The 22,926-nt window shown below is 52.8% G+C and carries 19 protein-coding genes; 6 read left to right on the forward strand and 13 right to left on the reverse strand.

Translation table 11 applies throughout. The features are described 5' to 3' along the window. Window positions 1–11: 11 nt before the first annotated feature. The 3 genes from JM656_RS09465 to JM656_RS09475 all read right to left on the reverse strand — a co-directional run bounded on the left by JM656_RS09465 (window position 12) and on the right by JM656_RS09475 (window position 5,773). Window positions 12–977, reverse strand: coding sequence for a L,D-transpeptidase family protein (locus tag JM656_RS09465; RefSeq protein ID WP_203360930.1), 966 nt, complete (start codon window positions 975–977; stop codon window positions 12–14). 147 nt (window positions 978–1,124) lie between these two features. Further along, complete coding sequence (gene mfd / locus JM656_RS09470) at window positions 1,125–4,571, reverse strand: transcription-repair coupling factor (protein WP_203360931.1); 3,447 nt, start codon at window positions 4,569–4,571, stop codon at window positions 1,125–1,127. 128 nt (window positions 4,572–4,699) lie between these two features. Beyond that, window positions 4,700–5,773 carry an acyltransferase family protein gene (locus JM656_RS09475; RefSeq protein ID WP_203361264.1) on the reverse strand — a complete coding sequence of 358 codons (1,074 nt, stop codon included), beginning with the start codon at window positions 5,771–5,773 and terminating at the stop codon, window positions 4,700–4,702. A gap of 260 nt (window positions 5,774–6,033) precedes the next feature. On the opposite strand from JM656_RS09475, the gene lolC reads away from it, so the two are divergent. Genes lolC through cobB form a run of 5 tightly spaced genes read left to right on the forward strand, consistent with a single transcriptional unit; the run spans window position 6,034 to window position 10,948 of the window. Beyond that, window positions 6,034–7,233, forward strand: coding sequence for a lipoprotein-releasing ABC transporter permease subunit LolC (lolC, locus tag JM656_RS09480; RefSeq protein WP_203360932.1), 1,200 nt, complete (start codon window positions 6,034–6,036; stop codon window positions 7,231–7,233). Next, a complete protein-coding gene (gene lolD / locus JM656_RS09485) occupies window positions 7,226–7,927 on the forward strand; it encodes a lipoprotein-releasing ABC transporter ATP-binding protein LolD (RefSeq protein WP_203360933.1) in 702 nt (233 codons plus the stop codon). The genes lolC and lolD overlap by 8 nt, the downstream gene beginning before the upstream one ends. Beyond that, window positions 7,927–9,171 carry a lipoprotein-releasing ABC transporter permease subunit LolE gene (gene lolE / locus JM656_RS09490; protein WP_203360934.1) on the forward strand — a complete coding sequence of 415 codons (1,245 nt, stop codon included), beginning with the start codon at window positions 7,927–7,929 and terminating at the stop codon, window positions 9,169–9,171. The genes lolD and lolE overlap by 1 nt, the downstream gene beginning before the upstream one ends. 28 nt (window positions 9,172–9,199) lie before the next feature. Then, on the forward strand, window positions 9,200–10,111 hold the full coding sequence (gene nagK / locus JM656_RS09495; protein WP_203360935.1) for an N-acetylglucosamine kinase: 912 nt from the start codon (window positions 9,200–9,202) through the stop codon (window positions 10,109–10,111). Window positions 10,112–10,126: 15 nt separating this feature from the next. Next, window positions 10,127–10,948 (forward strand): Sir2 family NAD+-dependent deacetylase, encoded by an 822-nt coding sequence (gene cobB / locus JM656_RS09500; RefSeq protein ID WP_203360936.1) that lies wholly within the window; start codon window positions 10,127–10,129, stop codon window positions 10,946–10,948. Window positions 10,949–10,994: 46 nt separating this feature from the next. Here cobB and potD read toward each other — a convergent pair whose 3' ends face one another. The 6 genes from potD to potA all read right to left on the reverse strand — a co-directional run bounded on the left by potD (window position 10,995) and on the right by potA (window position 16,498). Beyond that, window positions 10,995–12,041, reverse strand: coding sequence for a spermidine/putrescine ABC transporter substrate-binding protein PotD (gene potD / locus JM656_RS09505; protein ID WP_203360937.1), 1,047 nt, complete (start codon window positions 12,039–12,041; stop codon window positions 10,995–10,997). A gap of 24 nt (window positions 12,042–12,065) precedes the next feature. Next, the gene (gene potC, locus JM656_RS09510; protein ID WP_192612477.1) at window positions 12,066–12,845 is read right to left on the reverse strand and encodes a spermidine/putrescine ABC transporter permease PotC; all 780 of its coding nucleotides are present in this window, start codon (window positions 12,843–12,845) and stop codon (window positions 12,066–12,068) included. A 235-nt stretch (window positions 12,846–13,080) separates the two neighbouring features. After that, a complete protein-coding gene (locus JM656_RS09515) occupies window positions 13,081–13,485 on the reverse strand; it encodes a hypothetical protein (protein WP_203360938.1) in 405 nt (134 codons plus the stop codon). Between the two features lie 237 nt (window positions 13,486–13,722). After that, entirely contained in the window at window positions 13,723–14,010 is a 288-nt protein-coding gene (locus JM656_RS09520; RefSeq protein WP_203360939.1) for a hypothetical protein, read from the reverse strand. A gap of 504 nt (window positions 14,011–14,514) precedes the next feature. Next, window positions 14,515–15,378: a spermidine/putrescine ABC transporter permease PotB gene (potB, locus tag JM656_RS09525; RefSeq protein ID WP_203360940.1), complete on the reverse strand. Its 864-nt coding sequence runs from the start codon at window positions 15,376–15,378 to the stop codon at window positions 14,515–14,517. Then, window positions 15,362–16,498, reverse strand: a complete 1,137-nt coding sequence (gene potA, locus JM656_RS09530) for a spermidine/putrescine ABC transporter ATP-binding protein PotA (protein ID WP_203360941.1) — start codon at window positions 16,496–16,498, stop codon at window positions 15,362–15,364. The genes potB and potA overlap by 17 nt, the downstream gene beginning before the upstream one ends. A gap of 249 nt (window positions 16,499–16,747) precedes the next feature. Here potA and pepT point away from each other — a divergent pair, with 249 nt between their 5' ends. After that, window positions 16,748–17,974, forward strand: coding sequence for a peptidase T (gene pepT / locus JM656_RS09535; protein ID WP_192612472.1), 1,227 nt, complete (start codon window positions 16,748–16,750; stop codon window positions 17,972–17,974). 59 nt (window positions 17,975–18,033) lie between these two features. Here the strand turns inward: pepT and roxA are convergent, their stop codons facing one another. The 4 genes from roxA to purB all read right to left on the reverse strand — a co-directional run bounded on the left by roxA (window position 18,034) and on the right by purB (window position 22,923). Continuing rightward, the gene (gene roxA, locus JM656_RS09540; RefSeq protein ID WP_192612471.1) at window positions 18,034–19,155 is read right to left on the reverse strand and encodes a [50S ribosomal protein L16]-arginine 3-hydroxylase; all 1,122 of its coding nucleotides are present in this window, start codon (window positions 19,153–19,155) and stop codon (window positions 18,034–18,036) included. A gap of 91 nt (window positions 19,156–19,246) precedes the next feature. Further along, window positions 19,247–20,710, reverse strand: coding sequence for a two-component system sensor histidine kinase PhoQ (gene phoQ, locus JM656_RS09545; protein ID WP_203360942.1), 1,464 nt, complete (start codon window positions 20,708–20,710; stop codon window positions 19,247–19,249). Beyond that, complete coding sequence (phoP, locus tag JM656_RS09550; RefSeq protein ID WP_192612469.1) at window positions 20,710–21,381, reverse strand: two-component system response regulator PhoP; 672 nt, start codon at window positions 21,379–21,381, stop codon at window positions 20,710–20,712. Before phoP ends, phoQ begins: the two co-directional genes overlap by 1 nt. Before the next feature lie 171 nt (window positions 21,382–21,552). Continuing rightward, window positions 21,553–22,923, reverse strand: coding sequence for an adenylosuccinate lyase (gene purB / locus JM656_RS09555; protein WP_203360943.1), 1,371 nt, complete (start codon window positions 22,921–22,923; stop codon window positions 21,553–21,555). Window positions 22,924–22,926: the final 3 nt, after the last annotated feature.

Consider the following 22,926-nt stretch of genomic DNA (forward strand, 5'->3'; position numbering starts at 1 on the left):
ATGCTGAGTCTCTACATCGCCTGTGGTGTGGCATCCTGATGGCGGGTGACATCCACCGGCATACCGGAACGCACTTCCATAACATGTTCCATGACCGCCGCATCGGTCTGCGCTGAGGCTTTAAATGCCTGCATGGCGCTGTTCAGGTTAATGGGCAATACCTGCGGGTCATCGTTCAGATTCTTCGACAACGGCTGATGCACTTCCACCAGACGTACACCGCCCGGTTCTACAGAGGCTTTGATTGGCGTATTGATGATATTCACTTTTGTCCCAGGCGTGACCTGGCGGAATAATGTCTCAATATCACCGTCACGTAAGCGAATACACCCTGAGCTGACGCGCATGCCTATACCAAAATCGGCATTGGTGCCATGCAGCAGATAAACCCCGCCGTAGGCAGCTAAGCGAATCGCATGATGCCCCATAGGATTATCCGGTCCGGCAGGGACCACGGCAGGGAGGTCAACCCCTTGCGCTTTGTAACGGGCGCGAATATTCGCCGTTGGGGTCCAGGTCGGATTGGCGCGTTTGTCAGAGATGGTTGTCACCATCGTTGGCGTCAGCGTATCGCCGCCTAACTGACCGATACCGATCGGGTAGACGGTGACCACGTTTTTCCCCGGCGGGTAATAGTACAGACGTAACTCCGCAAGGTTGATAACGATCCCTTCGCGCGGCGCGTCTGGCAGGAGGGTTTGCAACGGAATAGTCAGTACGCTGCCTGCGCGCGGAACATAAGGGTCAACGCCCGGGTTGGCCTGTAGCAGCGCCAGAAAACCGACATTGTATTTCTTTGCGATCGACTCCAGCGAACCGCCGTTGTTTTCAACGACGTGAAATTTGTTTTCGCCCACCAGCTTGCTGCCCGCCGGAGGCAGTGGCCAGGTGTTCGCTTTGGCAGGCAGCGCAACCGCCACGGTCGCGGCTAGGGCACAAAATGCCAGCCAGCGAGAAAAACGCATGTGTAATCTCATCACCATAAATCCATGTAAATCACAGGGTTATTGTTGCGATAACGTAAACGAGGATTATGACGGCTGGGTATGTCGGGAAGTGCAGGGAAATGCAAAGAGTTTGTAAATCCTGTGCCGGGTGAAGACTGACCTCACCCGGCACAGTGATTACGCGACGGCGTTTTCTTCCAGTTGTCGCATGAACTGACGTACCCATTCGATGCGGGTTTTACGTTCACCCAGTTCCTGAATAAATTTCAGTCGGGTTGGCCCGTCCAGACGGAAGTGCTGCGGCTGTTTCTGCAACAGACCGATAAGCCAGACGGGGTTGACGTGGTTTTTCTCAGCGAACTCGATGATGCCGCCTTTCTCGTTGCCTTCCAGCTTTTTAATGCCGAGTTTTTGCGCCTGCTGGCGCAGACGGGCAATCTCCAGCAGCGTGCGGGCGGGATCAGGCAACAGACCAAAACGGTCGATCAGTTCAACTTTTATCTCTTCCAGTTCGTTTTCGCTTTTCGCACTGGCGATACGCTTGTAGAACGAGAGACGGGTGTTCACATCAGGGATAAAATCATCCGGCAACAGCGACGGCATACGCAGTTCGACTTCCGTCTGTTGGCTGGTGAGGTCTTCCAGCGACGGTTCGCGCCCGGCTTTCAGTGCATCGACGGCGTTTTCCAGCAGTTCCATATACAGCGAGAAACCGATGGTTTCCATCGAGCCGCTCTGATCTTCGCCGAGTAATTCCCCCGCGCCACGAATTTCGAGATCATGCGTTGCCAGCGCGAAGCCCGCCCCCAGATCCTCAAGCGACGCGATGGCCTCAAGGCGTTTTTGCGCATCGGTGGTCATGGCTTTTGGATGCGGCGTCAGCAGCCAGGCATACGCCTGATGGTGCGAGCGACCAACACGGCCACGCAACTGGTGCAATTGCGCCAGACCGAAGTGGTCCGCGCGTTCGATAATGATGGTATTGGCGGTGGGAATGTCGATCCCGGTTTCGATAATCGTGGTACAGACCAGGACGTTAAAGCGCTGATGGTGGAAATCATTCATCACGCGTTCCAGTTCACGTTCGCGCATCTGTCCGTGCCCAATCGCGATACGCGCTTCGGGCACCAGTTCCGCCAGCCGGTCCGCCGTTTTCTGAATATTCTCTACATCGTTGAACAGGTAATACACCTGGCCTCCACGCAACACCTCACGCAGGATCGCCTCACGCACCACCAGATTGTCGTATTCACGGACAAAGGTTTTGACCGCCAGACGACGGGCGGGCGGGGTGGCAATGATAGAGAGATCGCGCATACCGCTCATCGCCATATTCAGCGTACGTGGGATCGGCGTTGCCGTCAGCGTCAGAATGTCTACGTCGGCGCGCATGGCCTTAATACGCTCTTTGTGACGGACACCAAAACGGTGCTCTTCGTCGACAATCAGCAGGCCTAAATCTTTCAGTTTTACATCGCTTTGCAGCAGTTTATGGGTGCCGATCAAAATATCGATCTTACCTTCGGCGACCTGCTCAAGAATTTGCGTCTGCTCTTTGGCGCTACGGAAGCGAGAGAGCATCTCAATACGCACCGGCCAGTTGGCAAAACGATCGCGGAAGTTGTCGAAATGCTGCTGGGCAAGCAGGGTGGTCGGGACCAGAACCGCCACCTGTTTGTGGTTTTCCACCGCCAGAAACGCGGCGCGCATCGCCACTTCGGTTTTACCAAAACCAACATCGCCGCAGACTAAGCGGTCCATCGCCAGCGGCTGGCACATATCACTGAGGACCGCGTTGATGGCCTGCGCCTGGTCAGGCGTGGTTTCAAACGGGAAGCTGTCGCAGAATAACTGGTATTGCTCACGATCGTGCTTAAAGGCGAAGCCCTCTTTAGCCGCGCGTTGGGCATAAATATCCAGCAACTCTGCCGCCACATCGCGTACTTTTTCCGCCGCTTTCTGCCTGGCGCGTGACCACGCGTCACCGCCCAGTTTATGCAGCGGCGCATTGTCTTCCGCACCGCCTGCGTAACGGCTGATCAGGTGCAACGACGACACCGGAACATACAATTTGGCGTCATTGGCGTAGGTGAGCATCAGATATTCAGCGGTGATGCCGCCAGCTTCCAGCGTGGTCATACCGGCATAGCGACCGACGCCATGCTCAAGGTGGACGACAGGCTGACCCGGATGCAACTCGGCCAGGTTGCGGATCAGCGTATCCGGGTTGATAGTCCGGCGGGTATCCTGACGACGCCGCGCGACGCGCTCGCCGAGCAGATCGCTTTCGCAGATCAGCGCCAGATTACGCTGGGTGTCGACAAATCCATGTTCCGCCGCGCCAATCATCAGGTAGCGACCTGAATCGCTCGCTTCATCCAGACGTAAAATTCGCTTAGGCGCAATCTTGATGCGGGCAAGCAGTTCACCGAGGGCTTCCCGGCGACCTTCGCTTTCTACGGAGAAAATGACCGGACCGGTAAAGGCTTCCAGAAACTTACGCAGGGCATCCAGCGGGGCTTTGTGCTGCGCCTGCACCGCCAGGTCGGGGAGTTTCTGGAAACCCAGATTGGTATTGGCGGCTTTTTCCGGCAGATGTTCGGTTTTGAGTTGTACCCGGGGCCAACGTTTAAGCTCGGAAAAAAGTTCATCAACGCGTAGCCAGAGCGATTCCGGCGGTAGAAGCGGGCGCATGGGGTCAACGCCGCGATTTTCGAAACGTGACAGGGTATCGGCCTGGAAGCGCTCGGCGCTGTTTTCCAGGTTCCCGGTGTTCACCAGTAGCGTATTCGCCGGAAAGTAACTAAACAACGGCGGCAGCGGCTCGCTGAAAAACAGCGGCTGCCAATATTCGATTCCCGCCGGTAACGTGCCTTTGCTGACCTGCTGATAAATATGTTCAGGGTCGCGTTTCACCTCAAAGGTGTCGCGCCACTGGCTACGGAACAACTCAATGGCCGCTTTGTCCGTCGGGAATTCGTGCGCAGGTAGCAGGTTAATCGCCTCAACTTCTTCCAGCGTGCGTTGGGTGTCGCTGTCGAACAGGCGCAGGCTGTCAATCTCATCATCAAAGAAATCGAGTCGGTAAGGCTGCTCGCTGCCCATCGGGAACAGATCCAGTAACGCGCCGCGGGTGGCGTATTCTCCGTGTTCCATAACCTGATCAACATGACGATATCCTGCGCTCTCCAGTTGCGCGCGTAAGGCATCGCGCGACAATCGCTGGCCCTTTTTCATCACCAGCGCGTGACCATGCAGATAATTGTGCGGGCAGACGCGCTGCATCAGGGTATTGACCGGCACGATCAGCACGCCACGTTGCATCGACGGGAGTTGATACAGCGTGGAGAGACGCGAGGAGATGATCTCCTGGTGCGGCGAAAAACTGTCGTAGGGGAGCGTTTCCCAGTCTGCCAGATTCATCACCATCTGATCGGTGAACTGGCCAATTTCATCATGCAGACGCAGAGCATTTTGCATATCCGGCGCAATGAGCACGATGGGGCCCGCGTGACGCTCGGCAATCTCCGCGACCTGTGTGGCGCAAGCAGCGCCGGTAAGCTCACCCAACTGGCGCTGATCGCCGGCTTTCGTCGGCAGAGTATAACGTTGTTGTTCAGGCATTCGGTTGTCAGGATCTCTTTTGGGTATACACCACACTATGGGGGCATATGACTGATAAGCAATGCTCTTTATTATCCTTGATCATCACTCATTAGCAAATGATTCGCCCCCGTACAGGGGCGAAAAACTTACGCGGACGGGCTCGTGACGGCCTGGCGGGAAGGGGGAGAAAAGAAGAGATCGGCGAAGACCTTCTGCGATACAGTGCGCACGGCAAGCCCCGCCAGAGTACAAAGCAGCAGACTGAGGAAGGGATAGACCAGCAACAGCGCGAACTCAATCTGAGGCGACCATGACGCCTGATTCAGTTTAGGCGTCAGGGTTAAGCTGAACGCTTCTACCAGAATACGGTGGGTGGTGTAGATAGCAATGGTGTTGGAGCCGATGACGTTGAGCAGACCGGACGAACGCATGCCGTAACGCTGCTCGAACTGATAAAACGCTTTCATGATCAGTACGATTGAAACAAATGAAAGAAGCAATGCGATGTTTGCCAGCCATGCGGCAACCGCCACTACCGCGAGGGTCAGCATGGCAACAGGATGACGCCGTAGCGGCGTCTGTTTTATGCCCGTCATGAGCGACCCGCCAAACCAGGCACCGAGGCTGTACCAGGGGAGATTGCGGATCACGCTGTTCATCCCCCACCACGGCGTCGGGAGAAAATTGATAGTGACGCTCAGTAAGACAAAGACGGCAAACAGCGGTTTTGCCCAGCGGGTGAAGAGTTTACACAGGACAAAATAGACTATCAGCGCATACAGATACCACAGGCTGGTACTGGCGGTGAGCATCCCGTGCAGAAATGCGTTTACGCTGGTAGCGTAGGCCGCATTTGCGCTACTGCTGATATCCCGGTCAGGCGCCAGCCAGTGATTGAGCGAGGTTAATGCCAGCCATTGCACAACGCCCCACAGCGCGAAGACCCACAGAATACTCCAGATGCGTTTTTCCACGCACGCCTTCCAGGGGACCGCATCAATATAGCGGCGGATCAAATACCCCGAAATAAAGAAAAAAACGGGCATACGAAACGGCGCAAGGTAGAGATTGAAATAGATCCAACATTTAGACAGCACCTGCGAAAAGGGATGCTGGAAGGTGGTGAGGTGAGGGTAGAAGGTGATTACCGAGTGATAGACTACCACCAGACAAATACATAACCCTTTGATTTGGTTAATCCATAATTCTTTTTGTTTCATAAAGACGGCCTGCCCGTAGTGTTCGACGTAGCCTGCGATCCTGCGGGTCATGCGTGGTGCTGTAATGGGTAACAATCTGCTTTTTGTATTTTTAAGATAAAGATCAGGTCAGGATGAGAGCGCGGAGTGGGTCACTTTAGTAAGTTGATTTGTGGATACTTTTAGGAATAACACTGACGAACACTTGCGGTTCAGTCATTTACCCATTCCGCTTTCGCTTATATACTCGTGACTTTGCTAACCGCAACCAGACGGATTTCATGTATCAACCTGTCGCTCTATTCATCGGCCTGCGCTACATGCGTGGGCGTGCAGCAGATCGCTTCGGTCGCTTTGTCTCCTGGCTCTCCACCATTGGCATTACCCTTGGGGTGATGGCGCTGGTGACGGTATTGTCGGTCATGAACGGTTTTGAACGTGAACTGCAAAACAACATTCTTGGCCTGATGCCTCAGGCAATTCTCTCGTCTGAGCAAGGTTCCCTTAATCCTCAGCATTTACCGGAAAAAGCCGTTGTCTTAAACGGCGTGAATCGTATTGCGCCTCTGACGACAGGCGATGTCGTCCTGCAAAGTGCGCGCAGTGTGGCGGTTGGGGTCATGCTGGGCATCGATCCGGCGCAAAAAGATCCGTTAACGCCGTATCTGGTCAATGTGAAGCAAACCTCCCTCGAAGCGGGCAAGTATAATGTCATCCTTGGCGAGCAGCTCGCCGGGCAGTTGGGGGTCAATCGTGGCGATCAAATTCGCGTGATGGTGCCTTCCGCCAGCCAGTTTACCCCGATGGGACGCCTGCCAAGCCAGCGCTTATTTACGGTGATTGGCACGTTCGCGGCGAACAGCGAGGTCGATGGCTACCAGATGCTGGTCAATATTCAGGATGCCTCGCGTTTGATGCGTTATCCGGCGGGGAATATCACCGGCTGGCGTTTGTGGCTGAACGAACCGCTGAAAGTCGACACCCTCAGCCAGCAAACATTGCCGGCAGGGACAAAATGGCAGGACTGGCGTGAGCGCAAAGGAGAACTGTTCCAGGCGGTAAGAATGGAAAAAAACATGATGGGGCTGCTGTTGAGCCTGATCGTGGCGGTCGCCGCATTCAACATTATTACTTCGCTGGGCCTGATGGTGATGGAGAAGCAAGGAGAAGTGGCTATTTTGCAAACGCAGGGGCTGACGCCGCGCCAAATCATGATGGTCTTTATGGTTCAGGGCGCGAGTGCCGGTATCATCGGCGCACTGCTGGGGGCGGCGCTGGGCGCATTACTTGCCAGTCAGTTGAATAATCTGATGCCGGTGATTGGTGCGATCCTGGACGGCGCCGCGCTGCCTGTGGCCATTGAGCCGCTGCAGGTTATTGTCATCGCGCTGGTGGCAATGGCTATCGCACTGCTTTCTACGCTTTATCCTTCCTGGCGCGCTGCCGCCACTCAACCCGCTGAGGCTTTACGTTATGAATAAGATCCTGTTGCAATGCGACAACCTGTGCAAACGCTATCAGGAAGGCACTGTGCAAACCGACGTGCTGCATGATGTCAGTTTTAGCGTAGGCGAAGGCGAAATGATGGCGATCGTGGGCAGCTCCGGTTCGGGGAAAAGTACCTTGCTGCATCTGCTGGGCGGACTGGATACGCCGACCTCAGGCGATGTGATATTTAGCGGCCAACCGATGAGTAAGCTCTCCTCGACCGCAAAAGCGGAGCTGCGCAATCAGAAGCTCGGTTTTATCTATCAGTTCCACCATCTGCTGCCGGATTTCAGCGCGCTGGAAAACGTTGCCATGCCGTTGCTGATCGGCAAAAAGAAACCGGCGGAAATTAGCGAACGCGCGCGTGAAATGCTCAAAGCGGTGGGACTGGATCATCGCGCCAGTCACCGTCCTTCTGAGCTTTCCGGCGGTGAGCGCCAGCGTGTGGCGATTGCGCGTGCGCTGGTCAACAACCCACGCCTGGTGCTGGCGGATGAACCCACGGGGAACCTGGATGCGCGTAACGCCGACAGTATTTTCCAGCTTTTGGGCGAGTTGAACCGTTCACAGGGCACCGCATTTTTGGTCGTCACCCACGATCTGCAACTGGCGAAACGGATGAACCGTCAGCTTGAAATGCGTGACGGTCGCCTGACGGCGGAATTGAGCCTGATGGGAGTAGAGTAATGGCTTCGCCTTTATCGTTATTGATTGGGCTGCGTTTTAGCCGTGGTCGTCGGCGTGGCGGAATGGTCTCGCTGATCTCTGTGATTTCTACGATCGGCATTGCACTGGGAGTGGCGGTCCTGATCGTCGGTTTAAGCGCGATGAACGGTTTTGAACGTGAGCTGAACAACCGTATTCTGGCCGTGGTTCCGCACGGTGAAATTGAAGCGGTTAATCAGCCGTGGACTAACTGGCGCGACGCGCTGGAGAACGTACAGAAGGTGCCGGGTATTGCGGCAGCAGCGCCCTACATCAACTTTACCGGACTGGTGGAGAGCGGCGCTAATCTGCGCGCTATTCAGGTGAAAGGGGTCGATCCTAAACAGGAACAGCAGTTGAGCGCGCTGCCCTCGTTTGTGCAAAACCATGCCTGGGATAACTTTAAGGCCGGTGAACAGCAAATTATCATCGGCAAAGGCGTGGCAGATGCCCTGAAAGTCAAACAGGGCGACTGGGTTTCGATCATGATCCCGAATTCCAATGCGGATCATAAACTGATGCAGCCCAAACGCGTGCGCCTGCATGTCGCGGGGATTTTGCAACTGAGCGGCCAGCTGGATCACAGTTTCGCGATGATCCCGATGACCGATGCTCAACAGTATCTGGAGATGGGATCCAGTGTTTCGGGTATTGCGATCAAAGTTAACGATGTCTTTAACGCCAACAAACTGGTGCGTGACGCGGGCGAAGTCACCAATAGCTATGTTTACATTAAAAGCTGGATTGGGACTTACGGCTATATGTACCGCGATATTCAGATGATCCGCGCCATTATGTATCTGGCGATGGTGCTGGTGATCGGCGTGGCCTGTTTTAATATCGTCTCGACTTTAGTGATGGCGGTAAAAGACAAGAGTGGCGATATTGCCGTATTAAGAACACTGGGCGCCAAAGACGGTTTGATTCGTGCCATTTTCGTCTGGTATGGACTGCTGGCGGGGCTGTTTGGCAGCCTGTGTGGGGTGGTTATCGGTGTTGTCGTTTCATTGCAACTGACCCCCATCATCGAAGGTATTGAGACGATTATCGGCCATCAGTTCTTGTCCGGGGATATCTATTTTATCGACTTCCTGCCATCCGAATTACACTGGCTGGATGTCCTTTACGTGCTGGTCACGGCATTGTTGCTGAGTTTGTTAGCCAGTTGGTATCCGGCGCGGCGCGCCAGTAATATCGATCCAGCGAGAGTTCTCAGCGGCCAGTAACTGCGGTACACAGAAACAAGGAGCGGCGATGTATTACGGGTTTGACATTGGCGGGACCAAAATTGCGTTAGGCGTGTTTGATAACAAACGGCATTTGCAGTGGGAAAAGCGTGTGCCAACCCCTCGCGACAGCTATGTGGCTTTTCTGGATGCCGTGTGTGATTTGGTCGCTGAGGCCGATGCGCGATTTGGCGTTAAAGGCAGCGTCGGCATCGGTATTCCCGGTATGCCTGAGACGGCGGACGGTACGTTGTACGCCGCCAATGTGCCTGCCGCCAGCGGCAAACCTCTACGTGCCGACCTCAGCGCTCGCCTGGATCGTGATGTTCGCCTGGATAACGACGCCAACTGTTTTGCCCTCTCCGAAGCCTGGGACGATGAGTTTACGCAGTATCCGCTGGTGATGGGGCTGATCCTCGGCACCGGTGTCGGTGGCGGTCTGGTTATCAATGGAAAATCGATCGCCGGACACAGCTACATTACCGGTGAATTTGGTCATATCCGCTTACCGGTGGATGCACTCACGCTGATGGGTTTTGACTTCCCATTACGCCGCTGTGGTTGTGGGCAACTGGGCTGTATCGAAAACTATCTTTCCGGCCGTGGATTTGCATGGCTGTATCAGCATTACTATCATCAACCTTTGCAGGCTCCTGAAATCATTGCGCTGTGGGAGCAGGGTGATGTTCAGGCGCGAGCCCACGTTGAACGCTATCTGGATTTATTAGCGGTCTGTCTGGGCAATATCCTGACTATTGTCGATCCCGACCTGGTCGTGATCGGCGGCGGTTTATCGAATTTCACAGCGATAACAACGCAGTTGGCGGACCGATTGCCACAACATCTCTTGCCCGTCGCCCGGGTGCCGCGTATTGAACGAGCACGACATGGGGATGCGGGTGGAATGCGCGGCGCCGCCTTCTTACATCTTACCGACTAATCAAAAGAGGTTGTTATGCAGTCGCGTCGGGGTCATCGATTAAGTCGTTTTCGTAAAAACAAACGCCATTTACGCGAACGTCTGCGTCAACGGATCTTTTTCAGAGACAGAGTGGTGCCGGAAATGATGGAAAAACCAAGAGTATTAGTACTTACAGGGGCAGGGATCTCAGCAGAATCCGGCATTCGTACGTTTCGTGCCGCCGATGGTCTCTGGGAAGAGCATCGCGTGGAAGATGTGGCGACCCCGGAAGGATTTGCGCGCAACCCTACACTGGTCCAGTCATTTTATAACGCGCGTCGACAGCAACTGCAGCAACCCGAAATTCAGCCGAATGCGGCACATATTGCACTGGCAAAACTGGAAGAAGCCCTCGGTGAGAACTTCTTACTGGTGACGCAGAATATCGACAATCTTCATGAGCGTGCGGGCAGCGAGAATATTATCCACATGCATGGTGAGTTGTTGAAGGTGCGCTGTTCCCAGAGCGGGCAGATCCTGGAGTGGGCAGGCGATGTCACCCCCGACGATAAGTGTCACTGTTGCCAGTTCCCGGCGCCGTTGCGCCCGCATGTGGTGTGGTTTGGCGAAATGCCGCTGGGAATGGATGACATCTACATGGCGCTGGCAATGGCGGATATTTTTATCGCGATTGGCACCTCGGGGCATGTTTATCCGGCGGCGGGTTTTGTCCATGAAGCGCGACTGCACGGCGCACATACGATCGAACTGAACCTTGAACCGAGCCAGGTCGGCAGTGAATTTGAAGAGAAGTATTACGGCCCTGCGAGTCAGGTGGTGCCGGAGTTTGTCGAGAAGTTGTTGAAAGGATTGTAAAGTGAAAGGCCCGGTTCGCACTGCGACACCGGGCCTTCCTGCTGAATTAGCGTCCTGCTTTCAGCTTCTGGTAATACTCTTCATAAATGGCGCTGGCCGCACCGACATCATTCTGCCATTCCCCTTTTTTGATGGTTTCTGCATCAGGGTACAGCGATTTGTCGTTGGCGACGTCCGGGCTTAACAGTTTACGGGCCGCCAGGTTAGGCGTCGGGTAACCGATGGTTTCCGCCACTTGTTTCGCGACATCCGGGCGCAGCAGGAAGTTAATCAGTTTCAACGCGCCTTCTTTGTTTTTGGCGTTTGCCGGAATCGACAGGCTGTCCATCCAGAAGATCCCGCCTTCTTTCGGCCAGACCACTTCCAGCGGCGTACCGGCCTGACGCGCAACCCAGGCTGAACCGTTCCACACCATTCCCAGATTCACTTCGCCTTCCATATACGGGTTAGCCGGGTTGTCAGAGTTAAACGCCGCCACGTTGGGCATCAGCTTTTTCAGCTCGTTGTAGGCCGCTTCAATCTCTTTCGGATCGGTTGTGTTACCTGAATAACCCAGTTTACGCAGCGCCACCTGGAACACTTCACGCGCATCATCCGTCAGCAACAGACTGCCTTTGTACTCCGGCTTCCACAGGTCGGCCCAGCTGGTGACGGTTTTCGGATCGATGGTCTCACTGTTGACGCCAATCGCCGTGGCACCCCAAATGTAAGGGATAGAGTAGTCGTTGTTCGGGTCAAACGGCTTGTTGAGCATCTCAGGGTCGAGATTGTTGAAGTTGGTTAACGCCGACTTGTCGATCTTCTGGATCATGCCCTCTTTGCGCATTTTGTCGACGTAGTAGGTGGAAGGAACCACCAGGTCGTAGGCACCGTCTTTGTACGTTTTGAGCTTGGCGTACATGGTCTCATTCGACTCGTAGGTCGAATAGATAACCTTAATACCGGTCTCTTTGGTGAACTGCTCAAGCAGTCCTGGCGGAACATACTCGGTCCAGTTGTAGAAATAGAGTGTGTTGTTATCTTTGGCGTGAGCTGCGCTCATACCCAGTGCCAGAGCACCCGCGGCAAGCAGGTGGCGTGACCATTTGTTCATTTAACGTCCCCTGAATTACGAGCCTTAACGGCCCTTCGTTTTATCACGAGCAATAAGCTGGCTGGCAATAACCATCACCAGCGACAGTACTAACAATATTGTTGCCAGCGCATTCACCTCGGGTGATACGCCCACTTTCACCATCGAATAGATCTTCAACGGTAAAATTTCATAGCCAGGTCCGGTGACAAATGACGACACCACTACGTCATCCATCGACAAGGTAAAACTCAGTAACCAACCCGCCGCCACAGCGGGCATGGCCAACGGTAAAATGATCTTGCGCAGAATAGTGACTTCGCTGGCGCCCAGATCTTTTGCGGCTTCCAGCATCCGTACATCAAAGCCTTTCAGACGTGAATAGACGGTCACGACGACAAATGGCAGACAGAACGTGATGTGGGAAAAGAGCAGCGACCAGAACCCCAGTTGAATGCCAAGCAGCATAAACAGCACCAGCAGGGAGATGGCCATGACGATGTCCGGTGACATCATGACGACAAACAGCATGCCGCTGACGAAAGGTTTGCCGCGAAAGCGGTAGCGATACAGTGCGACGGCGGTGAGCGAACCAATGAGCGTGGCAAAGGTTGCCGAGACAACGGCCATCGTGAGTGAATGCTGTGCAGCCTGGAGCAGACTGTCATTGTTGAGCAATAAGCTGTACCAGTTAGTGGTAAACCCTTGCCAGTTGATGCCAAAGCGCGAGCTGTTAAAGGAGTTCACAATCAAGATGATGATTGGAATATACAGATAAGCATAAATGGTGGTCATAAAACCACCGCGAAGCAGTCTACCGATCATTCGAGATCCACCTCCTTGCGTTGCAGAAGGGACAGTTTCAGAGTATTGAAATTATTCAATTTTTCCTTTATCTCCAAAATATCTCCAAAACTCGTTGATTAAATAGCGCGCAAAAAAACGCGGCCATCACATGAGGCCGCGCATTTTACAACAATTTTCCTGGCTATCGGGAAAAAATGGCTGATTTAATGACGGGCGTTATACGTTTTGCCCACCAATACAGCCGGATGGAGGATTACTGTACGATGACCCCCATCACCATCCCGTTACTCTGGTTCATATCAAATTTGGCGGTAAAGCCGGATTTGCGCCACTGGGTGCGTTCTTCGTTTTGCGATTGCCATCCCTGGGACTCCATATAATCGACCGCTTCCCCCTGATACTTTCCGGCAATGTGGCGATCAATTGTACGGGCGATGTCAGCCGCGGCGTCAGGGTCTGCCTGGTGGTGGCGGTTCGCTTGTGCGGCATTCTGTTGCTTAGAATGATGAGGGTTGCATGTTCCGTTTGTTTCACTAACCTGTGTACAACCCGAACTTTCCAGCTGTGCCCGATAAGACTCACTGATAGCAAAAGCACTATGAAAATAGAGTCCGCCGAACACCATAATGAGTGCTGCTGTAATATTTTTACTTTTCATATTTTTAACTCTCAATTTTTTACCTGCCAAAATAAAAATAACATCAGAGTTATTCGTTTTCGGCAGTGCTAATATTTGTATCGCTCAGCAAAATATTATGCCGGGATTTTTATTACATACGACTTACACAAATAACACGCTGACTGGCAAGGAGATAAAAGGATAATGCAGGCAGGGGTTTTTCCTGCAAGCTCAGTATTTTATTTCCTGTGAGAGGGTGAACCTCGTTTAACGCTATTAATACCAGCAGCGGGAACCATTATCGGCCTGGCTTGCATCGGGAATGTCTGCGCATGCAGGTAGTGTGATGCCATCGCGGGTAATCATGTTTTTATCCTGATGGTGATGTTTGTGGTGGCGCTGCGGGTTATTACCACAGGTTCCATTGGCATCTTCTACCTGCGTACAGCCTTGCTGTTCAAGGTTTTTGGCATATGCATCGTGGCCTTGTGGCGGTGCAATAACACACCCGGATAACAAGACCGACAAACTACCGATGGCTAACAACATTGATACTTTATTCATTATTTTACTCTCAGGTTATATGACTCAGAAAACTATCTCCTTCCTGTGTTTTTTACGCAGTGGTTGTACTTGCATCCCTATGCAAAGATAGCTTTATGAGTGGTCTGATGAGATTATTCTATTAAAGTTGTCGGTTGTTCAACAAATAAATATAGCATTATATGTTTTTTTAAATTCTTGTTTTACCACGTCATTATTCCCATGACAGTTATTGTGTTATCGGCTTGTTTTAAGGATATTGGTTTTTGGTATGCAGCAGTTAATTTTTACTGTTAATTAATTGAGAGGCGGTTTTAATAATTATCTGGGAATTGTCTTATGTCGAAAGAGGTATTATCCAGCGACTGTGTATCGTATTGCTTAAAACTTTCAGATGAAACCTGTGAGATAGATAAAATAGTGAACGGCAAGTCAGTGTGGAAATAGAAGGCGAGTGAACAATAAAAAAACCGGCGACCTTACGGTGCCGGTTTTTGCCATCATCAATGCAATGAACGTGGCGGTTTAATCGCTGAGTTCGCTTGCTTTTCTGTTCAGCAGACGCGATGCACGCCAGTAAACCAGCAGCATCAGCCCCATCACAATGGTCAGCGTAATGCTGGTGGCGGCGCCAAACGGCCAGTCGCGAATGTTCAGAAACTGCACCTTAATGACGTTACCAATCAGCAGGTTTTTGGCGCCCCCCATCAGGTCTGAGACATAGAACAGTCCCATCGCGGGTAACATCACCAGCAGACAGCCCGCGATAATCCCCGGCATGGTCAGTGGAAGGATAATGCGGATAAAGGTCTGCAACTTGTTGGCACCCAAATCACGCGCCGCTTCTAACAGCGGCTTATCCAGCTTTTCAATGCTGGAGTAGAGCGGCATCACCATAAACGGCAACAGGATATAGACCAGACCAATAATGACGGCGCTGGGGGTAAACATGATGCGAATCGGCGTATCGATAACGCCCAGCCAGAGCAGGAACTCGTTGAGATAGCCTTTGGTGCTAAGAAAAATTTTCAGCCCGTAGATGCGGATCAGTGAGTTAGTCCAGAACGGGACGATCAGCAAGAACAGCAATAGCGGACGAACTTTTTCCGGCAATTTTGCCAGAAACCAGGCGAATGGATAACCGAGAACCAGACAGGCGAGGGTGGCAATCAACGCCATATTGAGCGAGTGCAGCAGCACCTCAAAATAGAGCGGATCGAGCAGACGCGCGTAGTTATCCAGCGTAAAGACCATTTTGACGAAATTAGCGTCATCGCGGGTCAAAAAACTGGTACCAATGATCATCAGGTTGGGCAAAAAGACAAACAACACAAGCCAACCGACGATGGTGACAATCACCACATTCTGGAACTTACTCGTGTTCTTCATCAGCCAGTACGACCTCCCAGCTTTCTACCCAATTGATGGCCATTTTTTGGTCGAGCGAGTGATCAAAATCGGGATCGTCTTCATTGAAGAATTCGCTCACCATTACCATTTTGCCGTTTTCCAGCTCGACGACCGATTCCAGCGTCATCCCTTTGTAGTTGCGCTCGCGAACGTAACCAATAAGGCCTTCAATGTGGTTGTCGTCATTGATTTCATCAACGCGCAGGTCTTCCGGGCGCAGCAAGACATGTAACATTTGCCCTGGGACAACCGCAAAATTGACGTAAATGTTGCATTCACGACCTTCCACATTCGCACGAACGCGTTGCTCGTCAAGACGCTCGATCACGGTGGCGTTAAACATATTGATCTCGCCGATGAAACCGGCCACGAAGAGGTTTTTCGGTTCTTCGTAGATCTCGCGCGGGGTGCCGTCCTGTTCAATAACGCCGTCGCGCATCACCACGATACGGTCAGACATGGTCAACGCTTCTTCTTGATCGTGGGTAACGAACACAAAAGTGATGCCGAGTTTACGCTGCAACGCTTTCAGTTCGTTCTGCATCTGCTTGCGCAACTTGTAATCCAGCGCTGACAGCGATTCGTCCAGCAGAAGCAAGCGCGGTTTGTTCACCACGGCACGGGCGATCGCCACGCGTTGTTGTTGTCCGCCGGAGAGTTGATGGGGTTTACGCTGGGCAAATTCTTCGAGTTGCACCATGCGCAGTGCGTCGGTAACGCGGGGCGTGATTTCGGCGGCGGGGGTTTTTTGCATGCGTAACCCGAAAGCCACATTTTCAAACACCGTCATGTGAGGGAATAGCGCATAACTTTGGAATACCGTATTCACATAACGGTTTTCTGCCGGAACATCGGTGATGTCCTGGTTATCCAGCATGATATGGCCGGAGTCCACATTTTCCAGACCGGCAATCAGGCGTAGAACGGTTGTTTTACCGCAGCCAGAGGGGCCAAGCAGCGTGAGAAATTCACCATTATTAATGGTCAAATTCAGGTTAGAAATGACCTCTTTGCCATCAAAACTTTTGCGAATTCCCGCCAATTGCACCAGCGGTGAAAGCGAACGCGGTTGTTTATTCAATTTTTTACTCTGTCCCATGTAGACGCAACGGATGGCTGACCGATGCGGGGTTTGTGGTTGACCACCTTGGTGACTCTTAATGAGGGCGGTTATTCTACGGCAAACCACTGAAATCGCCAATCCTTGTTGCGAATTGCGGGGTTAGCTTTATATTCAGGAAGGGCTACGGATCGAAATATTCTCGTTTAGGGGATAAAAGTGACCTGACGCAATATTTGTCTTTTCTTGCTTATTGATAATGTTGTCACAAAAAGTGAGGGTGACTGCATGGATAAACTACTTGAGCGTTTTTTGCACTATGTGTCGTTGGATACCCAGTCAAAGCCGGGTGTACGACAAGTTCCCAGCACCGAGGGACAGTGGAAGCTATTACAGTTACTCAAACAACAGCTCGAAGAGATGGGGCTGGTTGACGTTACGTTAAGTGACAAAGGGACCGTGATGGCGACGTTGCCAGCCAATGTCCCTGGTGATATTCCTGCCATCGGTTTTATTTCCCATGTGGATACCTCACCGGATTTCAGTGGTAAAAACGTGAATCCGCAAATTGTGGAAAACTATCGCGGTGGCGATATTGCGTTGGGCATTGGTGATGAAGTGCTATCGCCGGTGATGTTCCCGGTTTTGCATCAATTGCTGGGGCAAACGCTGATCACCACTGACGGTAAAACGCTGCTCGGCGCGGATGACAAAGCGGGTGTGGCAGAAATCATGACCGCGCTGGCGGTACTGAAACACAAAGCGATTCCGCACGGCGATATTCGCGTCGCCTTTACGCCAGATGAAGAGGTTGGCAAAGGGGCGAAACACTTCGATGTTGCCGCCTTTAATGCGCAATGGGCTTACACCGTTGATGGCGGCGGCGTTGGCGAGCTGGAGTTTGAGAACTTCAACGCCGCCTCCGTCAATATCAAAATCGTGGGTAACAATGTGCATCCGGGCACCGCAAAAGGGGTGATGGTGAATGCGCTGTCGCTGGCTGCGCGAATTCATGCGGAAGTTCCGGCGGATGAAAGCCCTGAAACCACAGACGGTTACGAAGGCTTCTACCATCTTGCCAGCATGAAAGGCACCGTCGATCGGGCCGATATGCACTACATTATTCGCGATTTTGACCGCAAGCAGTTTGAAGCGCGTAAGCGTAAAATCATGGATATTGCCAAGAAGGTCGGCAAAGGGCTGCATCCGGACTGCTACATTGAGCTGGTGATTGAAGACAGCTACTACAACATGCATGAAAAGGTTGTTGAGCATCCACACATTCTGAATATCGCTCAGCAGGCAATGCGTGATTGTGACATTGAGCCAGTAATGAAACCGATTCGCGGCGGTACCGACGGGGCGCAGCTGTCGTTTATGGGATTACCGTGTCCGAACCTTTTCACCGGGGGTTACAACTATCATGGCAAGCATGAATTTGTGACGCTGGAAGGGATGGAAAAAGCGGTACAGGTGATTGTGCGTATTGCAGAACTGACGGCAAAGCAAAAGTAATGGGTATCGGTAGATGCCGGATAAGGTGTAAGCCACTATCCGGCATCTACCGTAATAACTTATCCTTCGAAGAACCAGTACCCGCTGTTGACCAGCGCGGCCAGCATCGCAAGGAACGACGGATCGTCCAGCGCGTCCTCAAAGTTTTCGGCGGTCAGCACGATATGGCTGGCGAGCGCTTCCAGTGCCGGACGGTGCGGAGAGTCGATCTTTTCACCGTTTGCGTATATATCGTCACCAATGCGCAGTACACGCAACCCACCAAGACGAACCAGCACATCGCCTTGCTTCAGGGCGTCATAAATCTCATCGGGCTGATAGGGCGGCTCTGGCGGCGCGATGTCCAGTTCGTGACGAGACTGAGAAATAAACTCACCAAACCACTGTTTGAAATGTTCCGGCTGATTGATTAACCCGAGCATCATTTCACGCAATTTATCCATTTCCTGCGGCAGGATGTCGGCAGGATGATCGCGAGGCGGCATATCGGGGTCGCTGTAATACGTGCTGCCCAGTTCGCGCTGCAGAACATAATCGGCAAAACCGCTGATCAGCTCGCGAGTATTGGGCGCGCGGAACCCGACGGAGTAGTTCATGGCATTTTCCAGCGCATAACCCTCGTGTGGGAATCCCGGTGGAATATACAGAATATCGCCAGGCTCCAGCTCTTCATCAATAATGGCGTCGAAAGGATCAACCTGTAACAGGTCGGGATGCGGGCAATGCTGCTTCAACTGCAGCTTTTCGCCCACCCGCCAGCGACGACGGCCCGTTCCCTGAATAATAAAGACATCATACTGATCCAGATGGGGGCCTACGCCGCCGCCGGGAACGGAAAACGAGATCATCAGGTCGTCGATACGCCAGTCAGGCAACGCGCGGAAAGGGCGCATCAGCGCGGCAGTCGGTTCATGCCAGTGGTTCACGGCCTGCACCAGCAGTGACCAGTTGTTCTCACCGAGATGGTCGTAGCTTTCGAAGGGACCGTGGCTCACCTGCCATTTGCCATCCTGATGACTGACAAGACGGCTGTCGACTTCACTTTCCATTGCCAGTCCTGCCAGTTCGTCAGGAGAGAGCGGATCAATAAAGTTGGTGAACCCACGCTTCAACACCACCGGACGTTTTTGCCAGTGGCGTTCGAGAAACTCGGGCCAGTTGAGAGTTAATTGGTATTCCATATTGAGTATCCGCAGGCTGGTATCTGACACCGATTATAACGGATGCGTAACCCGATGCGGTGAACTATATACACAAATATTACATGCCGCGTTATTCGTCTTTCTGGCCCGGATGCTGTCGACCGAAAATAACCTCCATGCGTGCGCCACCCAGCAAGCTGTCGTTGGCGATAATTTGCCCGTCATACTGCTCGGTAATCTCACGTGCCACCGCCAGTCCGACGCCTTGCCCGGGTCGCAGGGTATCAACACGCTGGCCACGATCAAAGACCAGCGCGCGCTTACTGTGCGGGATCCCCGGTCCGTCATCCTCAACCAAAATATGCAGATGATCGTCGGTCTGGCGGGCGGAGATTTCGACAAACTCAAGGCAGTATTTACAGGCATTATCCAGCACGTTGCCCATCACTTCGACAAAGTCGTTTTGCTCACCGACAAAACTGATTTCTGGCGAGATATCGAGACTGATATTGACCCCTTTACGCTGGTAGACCTTATTCAGCGCAGAGGTCAGATTATCCAGAAGCGGCGCGACAGGATGCAGTTCGCGGCTCAGCAAAACACCGCTGCCGCGCATGCTGGCGCGGTGCAGGTAATAGCCGATCTGCTGCGAAATACGGCTAATTTGTTCGAGCATCACCGGTTCGGCTTCGTTGACGCTCATCTTTTCGCTGCGCAGGGAACGCAGTGTACTTTGCAGCACCGCCAGTGGGGTTTTCAGGCTGTGCGTGAGGTCGGTCAGGGTCGTGCGATATTTGTCGTAACGTTCGCGCTCGCTTTTTAGCAGTCGGTTGAGGTTACGCACAAGGCTGGTCAGTTCGCGTGTGGTTTCAGGGTTAAGCATGTCGCGATGATGCTCTTCCAGCTCACGCACTTCTCGCGCCAGCGCCTCAATAGGCCGCAGACTCCACCAGGCGGCGACCCACAGCAGGGGGATCACCAACAGCAGGTTGGCGGCCAGCACATAGATAAACCAACTCCACACCATATAAGAGCGTTTCAGCTCGATGGGGATAGTATCAACAACGACGATAGTGAGTTGCGGCATGCGCGCGGTGGCGGGGTAAATATTCACGGCCACAGAGTGGGTCATTTCGGCATCGTCGTCATCTTCGCGCACTTCTTTAAGCTGCTGCTGGACGGAGTGATCGTCACTCAGCAATGCGCTGGTGGCGTCGACATCGGCTTCAATTTCGTGAAAGCCATTGGTTTTCAGCCAGTCAGGGTGAACCTGTTTGACCAGCCAGGGCACATCACGCTGCGCCCATAACAATTTGCCGTTCTCGTCATAAATCAATGACATCGTTGGGCTTTGCATATCGAGATGCTCAGGGAGTTCTACCTGAAGCTTGTTGTTTTCCCATTTTGCGAGGGTATAGAACAGATTGCTTTCCCCGCGCAGCAGGCGGAACGTTGTCTTATCGAAGCTAACGCTGTAACCGATCAGCGCCACCATGCCGTAAGCCAGGGAAAGGACCAGCACAACGCCCGCCGTCGCCAGTAAAAAGCGGACCCGCAGCGACAGGGGAAAAAAGTGACGCAGTAATTTATTCATTAGCGCAGTTCGAAAAGATATCCCTGACCACGCACGGTAGTGATCACGTCGTTAGGGTACTGGGCCTGGATTTTTTTGCGCAGGCGCCCCATAAGTACATCAATAGTATGGCTTTCACGGAGTTCGGCATCCGGGTAAAGCTGCAACATCAACGAATCTTTACTGACGACTTTGCCATTATTGCGGATCAGCGTTTCCATAATGGTGTACTCAAACGCCGTCAGCTTAATCACTTCGTCATTGACCGACAGTTCGCGGCGGGAGAGATCGACCTGAAAAGGTGGCAGTGAAATCACCTGGGAGGCCAGGCCACTGTTGCGGCGCATCAACGCCTGCATACGTGCCATCACCTCTTCAATATGAAACGGTTTTGTCACGTAGTCGTCGGCCCCGGCACTGAGCACTTCGACTTTGTCCTGCCAGCCTTCACGCGCGGTTAATACGAGGACGGGCAGAGAAACCTCGTTGCTACGCCAGCGGCGGATAAGGGACAGACCATCTTCATCCGGGAGACCTAAATCGACAATCGCAATATCAGGCAGATGTTCGTTAAGGTAATAATCGGCTTCCTTTGCGTCTTCTGCGTCATCCACCTGGTGTCCTAAATCCTGCAGTTGAACCTTCAGGTGGTGGCGTAACAATGCATTATCCTCAACAACCAGTACGCGCATTCTCTTTTCTCCCTAAGTAAATGGTATGAATAGTTTAACGCGATTATGTTGTTGTGGGGATAAACATTGACTAAACCGGAGGGGAGGGACGTGTTGGATGGCGGCGCGAACACCTTATCAGGCCTACACGATCGTAGGCCCGGTAAGCGTCAGCGCCACCGGGCAAGGTATTTACTTCAGCTCGTCAACCATGGTGATGGCGCGACCAATGTAGTTGGCCGGGGTCATGGCTTTCAGGCGAACTTTCTCTTCTTCCGGCAGTGCCAGACCGTCGATAAACTGCTTCATGCCTTCGGCATCGACGCGCTTACCGCGGGTCAGCTCTTTCAGCTTCTCATACGGTTTTTCAATGCCGTAACGACGCATGACGGTCTGGATCGGCTCCGCCAGCACTTCCCAGTTGTGATCCAGTTCGTCCAGCAGACGATCGCGGTTCACTTCCAGTTTGCTCACGCCTTTCAGGGTGGACTGGTAGGCGATCAGCGCATAGCCGATACCGACACCCAGGTTACGCAGTACGGTAGAGTCTGTCAGGTCACGCTGCCAGCGGGATACCGGCAGTTTGCTCGCCAGATGTTGCAGTACCGCGTTAGACAGGCCCAGGTTGCCTTCGGAGTTTTCAAAGTCAATCGGGTTAACTTTGTGCGGCATGGTAGAGGAACCAATTTCACCGGCGATGGTTTTCTGTTTGAAGTGATTGAGGGCAACGTAACCCCAGACATCACGGTCAAAGTCGATCAGAATGGTGTTAAAACGGGCAATGCAATCAAACAGCTCGGCGATGTAATCATGCGGCTCGATCTGCGTGGTGTACGGGTTCCACTGGATGCCCAGCGAGGTGACGAACTCTTCGCTGAACTGGTGCCAGTCAACTTCCGGGTACGCAGCGATGTGGGCGTTATAGTTGCCGACCGCGCCGTTGATTTTACCGAGAATTTCTACCTGATTTAACTGGCGGAACTGGCGCTCCATACGGTACGCCACGTTAGCCATCTCTTTACCGATGGTTGATGGCGTGGCGGGTTGGCCGTGGGTGCGCGACAGCAGCGGAATATCGCGATACTGTACGGCCAGATCTTTAATGCCATCAATCAGTTGACGCCAGTACGGAAGGATCACTTCATCACGGGCGGTTTTCAGCATCAATGCGTGAGACAGGTTGTTGATGTCTTCGGAGGTGCAGGCGAAGTGGATGAATTCAGAAACCGCATGCAGTTCCGGGTTTCCGGCCACTTTTTCTTTCAGGAAATACTCTACTGCCTTCACGTCGTGGTTTGTCGTGCGCTCAATGGTTTTGATACGTGAAGCATCTTCTTCATTGAAGTTTGCCACGATAGTATCAAGGAAACCGTTTGCGTCGGCAGCAAAAGCAGGAACTTCCTTGATCGCTGCGTGCGCGGCCAGTTTTTGCAGCCAGCGTACTTCAACTTGTACACGGAATTTCAGCAAACCGTATTCGCTGAAAATCCCGCGCAGCGCGCTGACTTTATCGCCGTAGCGTCCATCGACAGGGGAAACGGCGGTCAGTGAGGATAATTCCATAAA

The sequence above is a fragment of the Citrobacter sp. R56 genome (assembly GCF_016811995.1).
GTDB classification, from domain to species: domain Bacteria; phylum Pseudomonadota; class Gammaproteobacteria; order Enterobacterales; family Enterobacteriaceae; genus Citrobacter_D; species Citrobacter_D enshiensis.

Excerpts from the sequence above, each read along its gene's own strand:
- nagK (WP_203360935.1), top strand. The coding sequence starts at position 9,200 with ATGTATTACGGGTTTGACATTGGCGGGACCAAAATTGCGTTAGGCGTG.
- potC (WP_192612477.1), bottom strand. The coding sequence starts at position 12,845 with ATGATCGGTAGACTGCTTCGCGGTGGTTTTATGACCACCATTTATGCT.
- lolC (WP_203360932.1), top strand. The coding sequence starts at position 6,034 with ATGTATCAACCTGTCGCTCTATTCATCGGCCTGCGCTACATGCGTGGG.
- cobB (WP_203360936.1), top strand. The coding sequence starts at position 10,127 with ATGCAGTCGCGTCGGGGTCATCGATTAAGTCGTTTTCGTAAAAACAAA.
- lolE (WP_203360934.1), top strand. The coding sequence starts at position 7,927 with ATGGCTTCGCCTTTATCGTTATTGATTGGGCTGCGTTTTAGCCGTGGT.
- purB (WP_203360943.1), bottom strand. The coding sequence starts at position 22,923 with ATGGAATTATCCTCACTGACCGCCGTTTCCCCTGTCGATGGACGCTAC.
- potD (WP_203360937.1), bottom strand. The coding sequence starts at position 12,041 with ATGAACAAATGGTCACGCCACCTGCTTGCCGCGGGTGCTCTGGCACTG.
- phoQ (WP_203360942.1), bottom strand. The coding sequence starts at position 20,710 with ATGAATAAATTACTGCGTCACTTTTTTCCCCTGTCGCTGCGGGTCCGC.
- potB (WP_203360940.1), bottom strand. The coding sequence starts at position 15,378 with ATGAAGAACACGAGTAAGTTCCAGAATGTGGTGATTGTCACCATCGTC.
- phoP (WP_192612469.1), bottom strand. The coding sequence starts at position 21,381 with ATGCGCGTACTGGTTGTTGAGGATAATGCATTGTTACGCCACCACCTG.
- JM656_RS09515 (WP_203360938.1), bottom strand. The coding sequence starts at position 13,485 with ATGAAAAGTAAAAATATTACAGCAGCACTCATTATGGTGTTCGGCGGA.
- roxA (WP_192612471.1), bottom strand. The coding sequence starts at position 19,155 with ATGGAATACCAATTAACTCTCAACTGGCCCGAGTTTCTCGAACGCCAC.
- pepT (WP_192612472.1), top strand. The coding sequence starts at position 16,748 with ATGGATAAACTACTTGAGCGTTTTTTGCACTATGTGTCGTTGGATACC.
- JM656_RS09520 (WP_203360939.1), bottom strand. The coding sequence starts at position 14,010 with ATGAATAAAGTATCAATGTTGTTAGCCATCGGTAGTTTGTCGGTCTTG.
- mfd (WP_203360931.1), bottom strand. The coding sequence starts at position 4,571 with ATGCCTGAACAACAACGTTATACTCTGCCGACGAAAGCCGGCGATCAG.
- lolD (WP_203360933.1), top strand. The coding sequence starts at position 7,226 with ATGAATAAGATCCTGTTGCAATGCGACAACCTGTGCAAACGCTATCAG.
- JM656_RS09475 (WP_203361264.1), bottom strand. The coding sequence starts at position 5,773 with ATGAAACAAAAAGAATTATGGATTAACCAAATCAAAGGGTTATGTATT.
- potA (WP_203360941.1), bottom strand. The coding sequence starts at position 16,498 with ATGGGACAGAGTAAAAAATTGAATAAACAACCGCGTTCGCTTTCACCG.
- JM656_RS09465 (WP_203360930.1), bottom strand. The coding sequence starts at position 977 with ATGAGATTACACATGCGTTTTTCTCGCTGGCTGGCATTTTGTGCCCTA.